The organism is Neobacillus sp. DY30 (assembly GCF_030123065.1).
Taxonomy (GTDB): Bacteria; Bacillota; Bacilli; order Bacillales; family Cytobacillaceae; genus Neobacillus.
This window is the reverse complement of record NZ_CP126093.1, coordinates 3,494,595-3,509,979: the sequence shown is the minus strand read 5'-3', so window position 1 is coordinate 3,509,979 and position 15,385 is coordinate 3,494,595. Positions and strand designations below refer to the sequence as shown.

General features: G+C 39.0%; 14 protein-coding genes and 1 pseudogene. 13 read left to right on the top strand and 2 right to left on the bottom strand.

The annotated features are described in order from the left end of the window. Positions 1 to 57: 57 nt before the first annotated feature. The 8 genes and pseudogenes from QNH29_RS17050 to chbG all read left to right on the top strand — a co-directional run bounded on the left by QNH29_RS17050 (position 58) and on the right by chbG (position 8,053). Entirely contained in the window at positions 58 to 573 is a 516-nt protein-coding gene (locus QNH29_RS17050; RefSeq protein ID WP_283860569.1) for a DUF1850 domain-containing protein, read from the top strand. Beyond that, a complete protein-coding gene (locus QNH29_RS17045; RefSeq protein ID WP_283860568.1) occupies positions 560 to 2,515 on the top strand; it encodes a TRAP transporter permease in 1,956 nt (651 codons plus the stop codon). The genes QNH29_RS17050 and QNH29_RS17045 overlap by 14 nt, the downstream gene beginning before the upstream one ends. 221 nt (positions 2,516 to 2,736) lie before the next feature. After that, positions 2,737 to 3,738: pseudogene (locus tag QNH29_RS17040) on the top strand (MFS transporter); the annotation flags it as partial. 223 nt (positions 3,739 to 3,961) lie between these two features. Beyond that, positions 3,962 to 4,267 (top strand): PTS sugar transporter subunit IIB, encoded by a 306-nt coding sequence (locus tag QNH29_RS17035; protein ID WP_283860567.1) that lies wholly within the window; start codon positions 3,962 to 3,964, stop codon positions 4,265 to 4,267. A gap of 22 nt (positions 4,268 to 4,289) precedes the next feature. Further along, the gene (celB, locus tag QNH29_RS17030; protein ID WP_283860566.1) at positions 4,290 to 5,606 is read left to right on the top strand and encodes a PTS cellobiose transporter subunit IIC; all 1,317 of its coding nucleotides are present in this window, start codon (positions 4,290 to 4,292) and stop codon (positions 5,604 to 5,606) included. Between the two features lie 63 nt (positions 5,607 to 5,669). After that, positions 5,670 to 5,990 carry a PTS sugar transporter subunit IIA gene (locus QNH29_RS17025; protein WP_283860565.1) on the top strand — a complete coding sequence of 107 codons (321 nt, stop codon included), beginning with the start codon at positions 5,670 to 5,672 and terminating at the stop codon, positions 5,988 to 5,990. Positions 5,991 to 6,006: 16 nt separating this feature from the next. Next, a complete protein-coding gene (locus tag QNH29_RS17020; protein WP_283860564.1) occupies positions 6,007 to 7,329 on the top strand; it encodes a 6-phospho-beta-glucosidase in 1,323 nt (440 codons plus the stop codon). A 16-nt stretch (positions 7,330 to 7,345) separates the two neighbouring features. After that, positions 7,346 to 8,053 (top strand): chitin disaccharide deacetylase, encoded by a 708-nt coding sequence (gene chbG / locus QNH29_RS17015; RefSeq protein WP_283860563.1) that lies wholly within the window; start codon positions 7,346 to 7,348, stop codon positions 8,051 to 8,053. Positions 8,054 to 8,104: 51 nt separating this feature from the next. Here chbG and QNH29_RS17010 read toward each other — a convergent pair whose 3' ends face one another. Next, entirely contained in the window at positions 8,105 to 8,515 is a 411-nt protein-coding gene (locus QNH29_RS17010; RefSeq protein WP_283865665.1) for a CHRD domain-containing protein, read from the bottom strand. Between the two features lie 263 nt (positions 8,516 to 8,778). Here QNH29_RS17010 and QNH29_RS17005 point away from each other — a divergent pair, with 263 nt between their 5' ends. The 5 genes from QNH29_RS17005 (at position 8,779) to QNH29_RS16985 (ending at position 14,801) form a co-directional block, all read left to right on the top strand. Then, positions 8,779 to 9,912 carry an acyltransferase family protein gene (locus QNH29_RS17005; protein WP_283860562.1) on the top strand — a complete coding sequence of 378 codons (1,134 nt, stop codon included), beginning with the start codon at positions 8,779 to 8,781 and terminating at the stop codon, positions 9,910 to 9,912. Between the two features lie 22 nt (positions 9,913 to 9,934). Next, positions 9,935 to 10,507: a DNA-3-methyladenine glycosylase I gene (locus QNH29_RS17000; protein ID WP_283860561.1), complete on the top strand. Its 573-nt coding sequence runs from the start codon at positions 9,935 to 9,937 to the stop codon at positions 10,505 to 10,507. Between the two features lie 193 nt (positions 10,508 to 10,700). Next, complete coding sequence (locus QNH29_RS16995; protein WP_283860560.1) at positions 10,701 to 11,747, top strand: VanW family protein; 1,047 nt, start codon at positions 10,701 to 10,703, stop codon at positions 11,745 to 11,747. Positions 11,748 to 11,918: 171 nt separating this feature from the next. Further along, complete coding sequence (locus QNH29_RS16990; protein WP_283865664.1) at positions 11,919 to 12,788, top strand: DUF1259 domain-containing protein; 870 nt, start codon at positions 11,919 to 11,921, stop codon at positions 12,786 to 12,788. 228 nt (positions 12,789 to 13,016) lie between these two features. Beyond that, entirely contained in the window at positions 13,017 to 14,801 is a 1,785-nt protein-coding gene (locus tag QNH29_RS16985) for a bifunctional metallophosphatase/5'-nucleotidase (protein ID WP_283860559.1), read from the top strand. Between the two features lie 69 nt (positions 14,802 to 14,870). On the opposite strand, the gene QNH29_RS16980 is transcribed toward QNH29_RS16985, so the two are convergent. Next, the gene (locus QNH29_RS16980) at positions 14,871 to 15,335 is read right to left on the bottom strand and encodes a YndM family protein (protein WP_283860558.1); all 465 of its coding nucleotides are present in this window, start codon (positions 15,333 to 15,335) and stop codon (positions 14,871 to 14,873) included. Between the last annotated feature and the right edge of the window lie 50 nt (positions 15,336 to 15,385).

Here is a 15,385-nt window from a genome sequence, read left to right as displayed (position 1 = left end):
AGTTACTGGCCGGCTTAAAACGAGCCGGCCTCCTTTTCTATTGGCTAGGAGGGAGACATGAGCAAGCATAAAATAATCTTTTATCTATCAATCTACATTACGATCATTTTTTTCCTTGCACTGATCCCACAACAGCAAGCCATTGTATTCCAGCCGAGCAATAAAAAGGACTTTTACATCCCACTATATGGTGAATCCCATTTTAAAATTAAATATACACATTCGATTCATTTATCAGATGTTGTAGAGAGTTACAAAATTACTCCCACACAGAAGATTCAGCAATATGAGCTTATGTATGAGGACTTTTCAATTGGAATGCCCTCCAATGCTGAAGAGGGAGAAACGTTTGAGGAGATAAATGGATCTTATTACATTAAAAATATGGACCGTGTTTTTCCTTTTTTTTATTTGCGAATCGGACAGGTGCGTGCGAATCATACCGTAATTTTTAAAAATAAAGAATATCTATTATCTCGTTCAATTAAACCTGGGACCTCCGTAAAAGTGGAAATCCGAAAATTGAACTACTTTGAACTTTGGAAAGGAGTGAACATTCTTGAATCACTATGAAGATACACTTTCTAATGAAAAGCAGCAGGAGCTTTTGGAAAAGTATGACCCAGAGGCAGGAACGAGAAAGCTAATCGGGGTATCTGGCTGGATCGTATTTATTGGGTTATTGTCATTTTCATTGTTTCATCTCTATACAGGTATATTTGGAATGTTAACAGCACAGCTTCAACGTTCCGTCCATTTAGGTTTTGCATTGGCATTAATCTTTTTACTTTTTCCAGCACGTAAGAAAAATCGGGGCAAGGAACATAAAGTTGCCTGGTATGATGGAATACTTGCTCTCCTTGCAGTTATTATTGGTGCCTATTGGCCGTTATTCATTGATGACTTAGTATTAAGAGCAGGTAATGTAACAACCCTTGATTTTTATGTCGGTCTAGCTGCTATCCTACTAGTCCTGGAAGCCACCCGTCGTGCTGTTGGACTTCCTATTACCATAATCGCAATTATTTTTATGATTTATGCGCTTTATGGACCATACATGCCAGGCTTTATTGCACATCGAGGACTTCAACTCGATCGTCTTGTTCAAACGATGTTTTTTACAACAGAAGGGATTCTTGGTACACCATTAGGAGTGTCTTCCACGTTTATATTCCTCTTCTTATTATTTGGTGCGTTTTTGGTAAAAACAGGAGTGGGTCAATATTTTAATGACCTTGCGATTGCAATAGCAGGCAGAAATACTGGCGGTCCTGCTAAAGTTGCAATTTTCTCCAGTGCATTACAAGGAACAATTAGCGGGAGTTCAGTTGCTAATGTTGTAACCTCAGGATCCTTTACGATCCCAATGATGAAAAAACTAGGATATAAAAAGGAATTTGCCGGTGCAGTTGAAGCTTCAGCCTCAACAGGAGGTCAATTAATGCCGCCAATTATGGGGGCAGCTGCCTTCCTAATGGTTGAATTTATCGGAGGAATCTCCTATTGGGAAATAGCAAAAGCGGCAGCCATTCCAGCAGTTTTATATTTCATTGGAATTTGGATAATGACCCATTTTGAAGCAAAGCGAATGGGACTTCGCGGTTTAACAAAAGAAGAGATGCCTAATCGGAAGGAAGTTCTCAAAAAGCTTTATTTATTACTTCCCATTATTTCGGTAATATTCTTGTTGATGTCGGGGATGAGTGTCATTAGGGCTGCTCTTTGGTCAATTGTTATAACAGTTGCCGTTAGTGCTATTCGAAAAGAGACTAGGATTGGTTTCAAGGGAATGGTGGAAGCCCTAGTTGATGGTGCCCGTTCAGCACTTGGAGTTGCCGCTGCTACAGCCGCTGCAGGTATAATAGTAGGTGTAGTAACGAAAACTGGCTTAGGATTAAAGATGGCGAACGGTCTAATTGACCTGGCTGGTGGAGCATTATTGCCAACGTTATTTTTAACAATGATTGCTGCATTGATCCTTGGAATGGGATCGCCGACGACGGCCAACTATGTTATTACATCAACCATTGCAGCTCCGGCGATTATTTTATTAGGCGTACCTGATTTGCCAGCACATTTGTTTGTATTTTATTTTGGTATTATTGCGGATATTACACCTCCAGTTGCTTTGGCTGCTTTTGCTGCTTCCGCTATTTCAGGGGGGGAACCATTTAAAACAGGTGTGAATTCCTCAAGGCTGGCTATATCTGCTTTTATTATTCCTTACATGTTTGTTTTATCACCTGAATTACTCATGATTAATACAACCTGGACCTATTTACTATGGGTAGTTTTTACAGCTGTTATTGGAATGATTTCAATCGGTGCTGGAGTAATTGGATTTTGGCAGAGAAAGATGTATTGGATGGAGCGAATTACCGCGATTGCTGCAGGATTATGCTTAATCTATCCTGAAAACTTAAGTGATATTATCGGGTTACTATTATTTTTCATATTGTTTGCCTTGCAAATTTTTTATAAGAGAGATGGCATTACTAAAGTGCAAAAGGATTAACGAAAGCCTCAGGGCCTCCGATGATAAGGAGACACTGAGGTTTTTTATTATACCTCTGATAATACATTGACCGATTCTTTTCTCATCACTCTTCTGTTAAGCAACAGAAGTCGCAAAATCTTGTAAAATAATGGGAGTTTTGTTATTGAAATTGGGAACCATTAGGGTATGATGGTTTCGTGTGAATTTAATAAGAATAGTAAGAATACGTCAACAGGGGGATCGCGGCAGTTATTCTAATCATAGGTTTTTGGAAGCTTAGGGATAAGAAGGAGAAAGTGGATATTACCCTTGATTTCTTTTCGCTATTGTTATCGAGCATTGGATTTGGAGGGCTTTTATATGGTTTCAGCTCTGCTGGTAATAGGGGCTGGGACAGCCCGCATGTTTATTTGTCTATCATCGTCGGGGTTATTTCATTGGTTTGGTTTATCCTGCGCCAATTAAGGCAAAAGCGGCCAATGCTGAATTTCAGGGTTTTTAAATATAATATGTTTGCTTTATCATCAGCGATTTCGATGATTGTCAATATTGCGATGTTTTCAGGTTTTTTACTTCTGCCTATTTATGTTCAAACCATACGAGGAATTTCTCCAATGGACGCAGGTCTAATGCTGTTGCCGGGAGCCCTTGTGAATGCTCTCATGTCACCTGTTACTGGACGTTTATTCGACAAAATTGGCGGGCGTATACTAGCGATTACAGGCTTGTTCATCACAACAGTTACGACTTATCTATTCAGCAAGTTATCATTTGAAACAACCTATCTGTATATGGTTATATTACATGCCGTTCGTATGTTTGGAATGTCAATGGTGTTTATGCCTGTGTCGACTAACGGATTGAATCAATTACCGCCGCGTTTTTATCCTCATGGTACCGCAATGAATAATACTATGCAGCAGGTATCTGCGGCTATCGGTACAGGTTTATTAATTACAGTGATGTCTAATCGTTCAGAATCATATGGAAAAGAACTTGCAGCAGACGCCATGGAAAAAATGTCCGGGCAGCCAACAGAAGCAGTCCTTGCGGAAATGCAGCAGCAAATTGCATTGGAAGCAATGTTAGAAGGCATTAACTATACCTTTTTTGTATCAGCCATCATAATTGGAGCGGCCCTGGTTTTAGCGTGTTTTATTAAACGAGCGAAACCTGCAGATGATCAACAGGATGAGACCTCTTCTCGTAAGCAGGTCGTAAATAAATTAGCTAAGACTTAATCACAATAAATGGGAAATCGTACTAATGACGATTTCCCTTTTTTATTTGGGGTAATTTTAGATTTGTCCTAAAATTAAAAAACAAGAATATAGTTTAGTACGGTTAAGATATTTTTAGGCAGGGGGGATTAATTTTTTTAAGGTTTGGGCTAAAGGCTCAGAAAAGCTTTAAAAAATTCCATTTAAATGTAAGCGATTACATTTTTGAGGAGGAGGGCTGTTATTGAATATCTTGTTATGCTGTGCAGCAGGGATGTCCACCAGTCTTTTGGTGGCCAAGATGGAGACTGCTGCAAAAGCAGAAGGAATTGAAGCGAGAATATGGGCAGTGAGTGCTAATGAGGTCAATAATCATCTGGACGAAGCAGATGTTTTGCTCGTAGGTCCACAGGTAAGATATTTGCTGCCTCAATTAAAGAAAAAGGGACTTGAAAAAGGAATTCCTGTTGACGCGATTAACCCTGTACATTATGGAATGTGTAATGGTGCGGAGGTATTAAAGTTTGCGAGAAACTTAATAGGTTCATAATTTCACATAGGGGTGAATAGATATGGCCAAATTTACTCAAATACTTGAAGAAAAGTTTATGCCGATCGCAGGTAAGGTTGCTGGTCAAAAACACTTACAAGCACTACGTGATGGAATTATCTTAACGATGCCGCTTATCATTATTGGCTCTATTTTCCTGATTATTGGCTTCTTACCGTTTAAAGGGTATCCAGAATTTATGGCTGGTTTATTTGGTGACGCTTGGCTAACTAAATTGCTATATCCTGTGACCGCGACCTTTGATATTATGGCGCTGATAGCGGGGTTTGGTATTGCTTATCGTTTGGCGGAGCATTACAAAGTTGATGCTTTGAATGCAGGAGCTATTTCTGTTGCGGCATTTATTCTTGCCACACCGTACTTTACAATGTTCACACCAGAGGGGGCCAGTGAAGCACTTCAAGTTGGCGGGGTACTCCCTATTGCATTACTGGGAAGCAAAGGGTTGTTTGTTGCAATGATCCTTGCGATGTTTTCAACTGAACTTTATCGTTTTATTATCCAAAAGAATTTCGTTATTAAAATGCCTGACGGAGTTCCGCCAAGTGTAAGTAAATCTTTTGTTGCACTATTTCCAGCATTCATTGTTATTTTAGTGGTTTGGTTGATTCGATTAATGATAGAGAACACTTCCTTTGAAACCTTACACAATGTGGTTGGTCAGTTACTACAGGAACCATTAGGTGCACTTGGAGGATCATTAATTGGGGCCTTAATTGCTGTATTCTTTGTCCAATTATTATGGTCAACCGGGTTACACGGTGCAAGTATTGTTGGCGGGGTAATGGGCCCAATTTGGCTGGCAGCAACAGACGCTAATAGGATTGCGTTGACAGCTGGGGATGAACTGCCTAATGTTGTTACACAACAATTTTTTGATATTTTCATTTATATGGGTGGTTCGGGTGCTACATTTACATTTGCCTTAATGATGCTGTTTATGGCAAGGAGTCAGCACTCTAAGACGTTAGGAAGATTAGCAATTGGCCCAGGAGTTTTTAATATCAATGAACCGATTACTTTCGGGGCGCCTATTGTCGCCAATCCACTGCTTATCGTTCCATTTATATTAGCACCACTCGCCCTTACCATAACTACCTATATTGGTATGAGCACTGGGTTTGCACCTAAAACTGCTGGAGTTGCAGTTCCATGGACCACACCTCCAATAATCGGCGGCTACCTTGCGACAGGGGGAAATATTAGAGGTGCCTTAATGCAATTAATCAACCTAGTTGTTTCCTTTGCCATCTACTATCCATTCTTTAGAATGTGGGATAAACAAAATTACAAAGTCGAACAAGGGGTTAATAAATAAAAATAGAATACATGGGAGCTTGCCAGAAGGCAGGCTCTTGGCGTTGAATTTAGGAGGGGACCCATGAATAAAGAAGAATTATATAACCTTGCATTTCAACTAATATTGCATAGTGGAAATGCAAGGAGTTTAGCCATGGAAGCAATCTTTGCAGCCAAAGAAAAAAATTTTACAGAAGCTTTTGAAAAACTATCAGAAGCGGACAATGAAATAAATGCTGCCCATCGGTTCCAAACGCAATTGATTCAGGCTGAAGCAGCTGGAGAATCATTCGAGATACCGATTATTCTTATTCACGCACAAGACCATTTAATGACTGCGCTTACTTTAAAGGATATGGCAAGAGAAATGGTAGAAATCCGTCAAGAAATCAACAAGGATTAACAAGGGGGTACGATTTGTGAATAAATCTATAAAAATTACAACCATTGGTGGTGGATCAAGTTATACACCTGAGCTCGTCGAAGGTTTTATCAAAAGGTACGATGAACTTCCAGTGCGTGAGCTTTGGCTTGTTGATGTAGAGGAAGGAAAGGAAAAACTCGAGATTGTTGGAAATCTAGCAAAACGAATGTTTCAAAAAGCTGGACTTCCAGTACAGGTTCACCTGACGCTAGATAGGAGGAAAGCATTAAATGGTGCTGATTTTGTTACTACTCAATTCCGCGTCGGCTTACTGGAAGCAAGGGCAAAAGATGAACGGATTCCTTTGAAATACGGTGTCCTTGGGCAAGAAACGAATGGTCCAGGAGGGCTGTTCAAAGCACTAAGGACGATTCCTGTCATTTTGGATATTGTCAAAGACATGAAGGAGCTCTGCCCGGATGCCTGGCTGGTCAATTTCACCAATCCAGCTGGAATGGTAACGGAAGCCGTACTCCGGTACAGTGATCATCGTAAAGTAGTAGGTTTATGTAATGTACCGATTGGCATGGAAATGGGAATAGCTAATCTATTAAACATAGAACATTCTCGCTTGCGTATTGATTTTGCTGGTTTAAATCATATGGTTTACGGTTTAGACGTTTTTGTTGACGGTGTAAGTGTAAAAAATCGGGTTATAGAACTCTTAACAAACCCAGAGAATTCGAGTTTTGTGAAGAATGTTCAAGGTCAAGGGTGGGAACCAGAATTTATTCGGGCATTAGGTGTTTTTCCTTGTCCGTACCATAATTATTACTACAAAACACGTGATATGGTAGAAAAAGAACTAAAAAATGCCGAGACTATTGGGACCAGAGCCGAAGTGGTGAAAAAATTAGAGGACGATCTCTTTGAGCTCTATAAAGATCCTAATCTTTCGATTAAACCACCTCAGTTGGAACAACGTGGCGGAGCTTATTATAGTGACGCTGCTGTAAGATTAATTTCATCCATATATAATGATAAATGTGATATCCAACCTGTAAACACCCTCAATTATGGCTCGATTACCAGTATTCCTGCCGATAGTGCCGTCGAAGTCAGCTGTATTATTACAAAAGAGGGTCCGAAACCACTTGTCATGGGTGACCTTCCTGTACCAGTCAGGGGTCTTGTTCAACAAATTAAGTCCTTCGAACGTGTTGCTTGTGAGGCGGCTGTAACAGGTGACTATAATCTTGCGGTACTTGCTCTAACAATAAATCCGCTAGTTGCCTCTGATACGATTGCAAAATTAATCGTCGACGAAATGTTAGAAGCTCATAAGGATTATTTACCTCAATTCTTCAAGAAGGAATAAGGGAGGAGAGGATTCATTGATTAAACTGATTGTGAATGCGGATGATTTTGGATATTCCAGAGGAATTAATTATGGAATTATAGACGCTCATAAATATGGAATTGTTAATTCGGCAACCATGATGATGAATATGCCTGGTGTAAATCATGCAGTAGAACTGGCAAAAGAACATCCTTCACTAAAGCTTGGGATTCATCTTGTTCTTACTTGCGGCAAACCTTTGATGTCAGACGTTCCCTCCCTCGTTGATGAGCAGGGGAAGTTTAAAAGAATAAAAGATACTTTAAAAGATCATAACCTATCGTTAATAGAATTGGAAAGGGAATGGACAGCACAAATCGACCGGTTTTTAGACTGTGGACTTACGGCTACTCATTTTGACAGTCATCATCATGTCCACAGTATTCCTGAATTCTTACCTGTGATACAGAGGTTGTCAAAAAAGTACAATTTACCTGTAAGGCGAATAGCAGAACATCATGTTGAAGGGGTGACTTCATTTACAGACCGCTTTTTTCATGATTTTTATGGAGAGGGTGTTACCGACGATTATTTTTATGAAATATCTAAGCGAGATGTAGACAATCAAACTATCGAAGTAATGTGTCACCCTGGTTACCTAGATTATGATGTATTGAGTGGATCGTCATATGCTGCCGACAGAGTGAAAGAGACCAGTATCCTAACCTCCGTTACTTTACCGAATAATATTAGATTATTATAAAATATGAACAGCCATCGTTTGATGGCTGTTTAGCTTTTATTCCTGTTTTAATTAGCAATGGTTGTTAAACTGTTTAATTTGTCCACGGATTTCTCCGTCAGGATTTTGGACTGTATGAGCATTGACATATGTTTTACCATCTCTCATAAGTTCTATCAAATCTGAAAGTGATTGTCCCATAAGTGGACCAACAAGATCATCTGCTGTAATGATTCCTTCAACGACTCCTTTTTTTACACTTATACTAGGGTCAGCAGGACCAAATAGAAAGACGACAACAGGACCGTTTACACCTCTTCTTCCTATGTGAATATGAGCTTGAGTAAAATTATTAAGATTTTTTACAGTTAGTCGATATCCGATCCTTCTTTCATCTGTGCTAACTTTAAATTTTGCAAACCCAAAAGCATCTGTTCGAACAGGTGGAACCTCTTCTGAACCTTCTAATATCGCAAAAAACAGTTGATTATTTTCCATATATATCCTCCAAAAAAAACTTAATTTATGTATCTTATTTTCTAGAGGATTAATTGCTTGTACGAATGTCCTATGTCAATGAAACCGTTACATTTCCATAGAAATTTTTTCGATGTTTTTATTTTGAGCTAAATTCGACTGGTTATTTGGAAAGAATTCCATATTTCGACATTTACTATTATTTTTATGTAGTAAAATAGTACCGGTTAAATAAGTATTTACTATTTTTGAAGGAGAAAAGACTATAAATGAAAAGACAATATGATTTAGATTGGATTCGTGTTTTAGCAACGCTTGCCGTTTTTATTTACCACTGTTTTATGTTTTTTAATCCATGGGCTTGGCATGTTAAAAATAATGAGACTGACCCGACTTACATTACGGCCATTTCTTTATTTATGAGTAGTTGGTTAATGCCTGTCTTTTTCGCAGTATCAGGAATCAATACGTACTATGCTCTACAGAAAAGGAGTGGCAAACAATATATAAAGGAAAGATTAGCTAGGCTTGGAGTACCACTATTATTTGGTGTTATGATCCTAACTCCTCCTCAAATCTATATGGAACGTGTAAGTCACGGACAGTTTTCTGGTTCGTTTTTTTCATGGTTTCCGAAGTATTTTGATGGAGTTTATCTCGACATCGGCGGGTCAGGAAATTTTGCATTTGTAGGATTGCATTTATGGTATCTTTTGGTCCTGCTGGTCTTTAGTTTCATTACTCTGCCTGTGTTTTTGAGAAAGAAACCTTCCGTAACAAAAGAGATTAAACCATTTCATCTAATAGTTTTAACCCTGCCTTTGATGATCGTATCCGTTCTGGTAGATGTGGTAAACCTAGGAGGCTGGGATATTAGTTTTTATCTGGTCATTTTTCTTTATGGTTTTTATTTCTTCACACAAGCATCCTTTAAGTCTATGGCTAAAAGGATACTTCCAATGACGATGACCATAGCCATTTTTACCACTATACTTTTTGTGTATGGATTCATGACAGGTATGCCTGCGTCAGGTAAGGGGATATCCATCCTCCTAGCAGCTGTTAAAGCTTTAAACTGCTGGAGCTGGCTGGTCGTAATTTTTACCTTGGCTGACAAAAAGTTATCTTTCTCCAATAAATGGCTGAAGTATGGGAACCAAGCGTCTATGCCATTTTATGTACTTCATCAGCCGGTAATTGTAACATTAGGGTTTATGATTGCAGATGTTGCCTCTTCAATACAAGTAAAGCTAGTTTTTCTTCTAACCCTTGCTTTTGTTATCATAATGACCATCTACCATTTTCTCATTTCAAGGATTTCCTTCATCCGAATTCTATTTGGGATGAAGGGCAAAAGGGAAGGACGTAGCATTGAACCAATAACTTCCATTGATTTAAAATGAAATTATTTAGGAGGAATGTGCAATGAATAGATGCGGATGGGTAAATCAGGATCCCCTTTATATTGATTATCATGATCGTGAATGGGGCGTGCCTGTGTACGACGATACATTACTATTTGAATATTTGAATTTAGAGGGAGCTCAAGCAGGGCTAAGCTGGTACACAATTCTAAAAAAAAGAGAAAATTATCGAATAGCATTTGACCATTTTGACCCCAATATTATCATTTCCTACGATGAAAAGAAGATTGAAGAACTCCTGCAGAACGAAGGTATTGTACGAAATAAACTCAAAGTCAATGCAGTTATTACAAATGCAAAGGCGTTTTTGAAGGTAAAGGAAGAATTTGGTTCCTTTAGCAAGTATATTTGGTCTTTTGTAGGTGGGAAGCCGATTATTAATCACTTTAGAGATTTATCAGAAGTTCCAGTTACGACGAATATAAGTGATCGATTAAGTAAGGATCTGAAGAAACGCGGATTTAAATTTGTAGGGTCGACCATTTGTTATGCCTTTATGCAGGCGACAGGAATGGTAAATGATCATGTAGAATCATGTATTTGCAAACACAATAGGCATGACAAAAATACATAAAAGTTTCGTAACCAATTTGGATGAAGACCGTCTAATATGATGAATCCAATTTCAGGAAATTATTTGGGGTATTTGCAGGAATTTTGTAGCGGAAAGCGGAATAGATTAGGAGAATGAAAGCAAAACCTTTTTCTGAATATTTGGAAGTGCTGCGTGGGAAATGAAGAGATTTGGGGGAAAAGAGGAGAAGTAAATGTCTATACGGGCCTGGGCGATTTCATTCATATTAGCTGGTAGTTTACTAGGGTTAGTGGGATGCGCAGAAAAAACGAATGGTAAGGAAGCAGAACTGGAGAACAAAGTAACAGAACTCGAAAAGAAGCTTGAAGAGCAAAAGGCTGCAGAGGAAGCGGCAAGGAAAGCAGCGGCAGAAGCGGAAGCAAAACGAAAAGCAGAGGAAGAAGCTAAAAAGCCTAAAGTAGTTAATGTATTGGATCCAAATTCAAAAAACATTATTAAAAGCCTTATTCCTGTTGAAATGGGATATGGTATAGATAATGATAAATATAAGCAAGAGCTTGAAAAATGGGCTAGAGATTTAGCAAGAGGAACAGATTTGACTCCTGGATATGACACGAAGATGGTCCTAGATAAAATTGATGCCAATGGTCAGATCATCAAAGGGAAGCCAAGAGTCATTCTGGAAGAAGCGGAACTGGTTAATAAAATTATTGAGGCTTCAGTAGATGGAGGAGAGGTTTTCCTGCCAATCTATGTGACTGAAAGCGGCTATAAGCCAGAGGATACTGCCCATTTATCAGAAGTGGTCGTAGCGGCATATACAACAAAATTTAATCCTAGTATAACAGGGAGAAATAGAAACATTGAATTGTCAGCACAAGCAATTGATAATGTGATTGTTGGAACGGGAGATATTTTCTCCTTTAACCATACGGTTGGACCAAGTGATGCAGCACATGGATACCAGCCTGCCCAGGAGATTGTAAATAAGCAATTGGTCATGGGAATCGGCGGTGGTATTTGTCAAACATCTTCTACCTTGTTTAATGCAGTTGATCAACTAGCTGTTGAATATGTGGAATGGCACCATCATTCTCTAACAGTGGGGTATGTACCTGTAGGGCGGGATGCGACGGTTTCATATGGCGGAAAAGATTTTCAATTTAAGAACACTGCTGGTGTGCCGTTATTAGTTAAAGCAATATATAATCCGAATGGAACCCTAACTGTTGAGATGAGAACGTCAGCAGCCTACCAATCCTTACTTCAAAAGAGATAAATATAACCTAGATAGACGTGTCTAAACCCCACGTCTTTTCTTTTTGCTTAATAGATGTGCCTCATTGGTGTGAACTTTATTTAAACTAGGTCCCAGCCCTGTCCAAAATTTTCATTTGGAATAGCTTATCTCGAGAGAAATTTTATCAGGAGATGATTCGTTTTGCACAATATGAATAATATGGAGCCAAGTGATCTATGTCAAGAGTTCGCTAGAATACTTGGTGCAACTCCTACTGTAATTAATGGAGTATGTACAGCAACGAGGTCCAGGACAAATATCCATCCTGTGGTTTTAGGCCGCCGGGCTGAGTCTTTTATGTTTGTTCCACAAGCATTTTCTTTTGAGAATATGGGAAGTGACGGCAGAGCATTATGTCTGGGAGAAACCGTTATTTTACAGGAGGAGATTAATCCTTTTATTACGAGGCTGCGCGAGGAGGGTATTATCGTAACTGCCTTGCATAACCACTGGCTTTTTGAAGAGCCTCGTTTAATGTATATTCATTTTGAATCCATCGATGAGCCGCTAGACTTTGCTAGTAAGGTTGCAGATGCCCTTGAGGTACTGACTACACGAAATATCGGCCGTTCGAACCGGACTAGACAGGCCACCAATAGAAGGGCAGAAGAATTGTGCGAGGAGTTTCATGAGATTCTCGGTGGTATGAGCACATTTGAAAATGGGGTTTGTACAGTGATGAACTCACGGACTAATATTATGGCGCGTATACTTGGCAGAAGAACGCGATCATTTCTTGCCTTACCGCAAATGTTTGTGTTTGAATCGCTTTCCTCAGACGGACGGGCACTTTGCAGTGGTGAAACAGTTATTCTCCAAGAAGAACTGAACCCTTTTATCAGTATTCTTCGTGAACATAATATTATTGTTACAGCATTTCATAACCACTGGCTTTTTGATAATCCAAGGTTAATGTACATTCATTTTGAAAAAATCGATCGACCTATCGAATTTGCTCTGGATGTAAGGGACGCACTATCGGTTTTAACCACAAGAGAAGTTAAACCAAATAAATCATAACTAGCCATCTAATCCTATTACTGACACTGAAATATACATTAATGGTGCTGAATTAAATTTATAACAACAAAAAACCACGATGAAAAGGTTTACTCTTCATCGTGGTTTTTTGTGTTTCTAAGCCTTCAAGACATCAATAATAACTACTTTTAGAAATGGTCAATCTGAATAATCCTTGTTTTAAAGCAAAAAATACCAATGTTTATAGAAAAACCTAGGAGGAATTTTATGCAATGGATTTATAAGATGCTTGTATTTCTGCTTACGATTAGTTTAATGGGTTGTGCGGGTAACCAAAATGCTTCGGATGGAAACCAAGCAAATAACCGACACCCAAGACAAGTAGCCGACAATACCAACAATTTCAATCCTATAGCTACCTCGCAAAACAATGGAGGTAATGTTAGTCCCAATCAAAACGTAGGAAATGACCAAGGGTTATCAGAAGAATATCATGGTCATATTTCCAATCGTCCAGAAACAAAACAGAAAAAGGAAAAACCGCCTGCTGCAAATAACCGTTATATACAGGTTCAACTCCTGGGAATTAACGATTTACACGGACAAATTAATGTAACGCGTAATGTTGGCGGAAAACCAGCAGGCAGAGCAGATTATTTAGCAGCTTATTTAAAACAAAGGGAAGCAGAGAATAAGAACACGCTTCTTGTACAAGCTGGGGATATGGTCGGGGCAAGTCCTCCTGCTTCAGCCCTTTTACAGGATGAGCCAGCAGTAGAGGTTTTGAACAAACTCGGCTTTGATATTGGAACAGTAGGAAATCATGAATTTGATGAGGGAGCTAAAGAGTTACTTCGTCTAATCAATGGCGGGCCGCATGAAGAAACCGGAAATTTTGCTGGAGCCGATTTCCCTTGGCTGGCAGCCAATGTCATCAATCAAAAAACCGGTGAATCCATTTTACCGCCCTATGAAATTCTTAAAGTAAATGGGATGGAAATTGGTTTTATCGGTGTTGTAACGACTGAGACACCGACGATTGTTGTCCCAAGCGGAGTTGCCGGATTAACCTTTTCTGATGAAGTGGAAGCTATTAACCGTTATGCTGCAGAATTGAAAAAGCAAGGAGTTCGCTCTATCGTTGTATTGGCACACAATCCAGGTACTTCGGGTGTGAAAGGTGAAAATCCAACTGGAATGCTAGTTGATATGGCTAATAAGATCGATGATGAAGTAGATATCATTTTTGGCGGCCATAATCACGCTTATATGAATGCCCTAATTGATAATAAACTAGTTGTTCAATCCTATTCATATGGTACTGCATTTTCAGATGTCGATATTGAAATTGACCCAAAGACGAAAGATATCGTCTCCAAGAGAGCAGAAATCATTACAACTTTTCAAGCGGGCATTGAACCAGATCAGGAAATCGCTGAGATGATATCAAAATACGAAGCGACCGTTGAACCGATTGTGAACAGGGTAATCGGAACCACTTCAGTTAATTTAACAGCGCTTCGTAATGAAAATGGCGAATCGATACTAGGTGACTTAATAGCCGATGCTCAAAGACAGGCATTGAATACTGACATAGCCTTTATGAATCCGGGCGGTATTCGAGCTGACATTAATCCAGGGGACATTACATGGGGAGAAGTATACACCGTTCAACCGTTTAATAATGATATGGTGAAAATGACCATGACAGGACAGCAAATACGTGACGTGCTGAATCAACAGTGGGGAGCAAAAACAACAATCCTTCAAATTTCCGGTTTCACCTACACTTGGGATGGAAATGCTCCGATTGGACAGAGGGTTGTAAATATTCTGATGCCAGATGGCACTCAAATCGATCTGAATAAAACCTATACTGTAGCAGCAAACATTTTCCTAGCAGGTGGTGGAGATGGTTTTACAGTATTTACAAAAGCACAAAATAAAGAAATAGGACCTGTTGACTTAGATGTATTGGTAGACTTCATTAGTGCACAGCCAAAACCTTTCACTTATGAAATGGATAACAGAATTCAAAAGGTTAGGTATTAAAAAAAAAATCATATATGTTTATACAAAAACACAAACTCCCTCAGTAGATTCAGAGGGAGCTTGTACCTTTTATTGAGGCTTTTGGTTTTCTTCTTGTGAGCTTCTTACATCTTGTCTTACTGGGGTCAACTCTTCAGATGCTTCTGTTTGGTATTGTAATTGCCCTGTTTGCTGTTGCTGTCCGCCTTTATTTTTAACGATATTATTTGCAACGTATTTATGAAACATATACTCAAATAAAGCAACGCCAACAGCGGCAATTAAAGACATTAAGAAATGATTGTCTCCATACGTTAGGTTTTCACTCATTAGCCAGATGATGAAAAGTGCTAAACCAAAATCCGCAATCGTTGCTATGGTATTATTGGTTCTTGGTAAAATCAGCAGATCACCAATTAGATAGGCTGCTACACCTAGAACAAGTGTGATGAGAAAGATATTGCTAAATGCCATGTCAAAAAGTAAACCAAGGATAAGCGACAAAAGGACAAGACTTGCAACGAATTTAATGGCTAAAGCTTTTACATGCTTCATCGTAACACCTCCTTTAAAAAATATTGTGTATAATTTTTTTTATTATTATT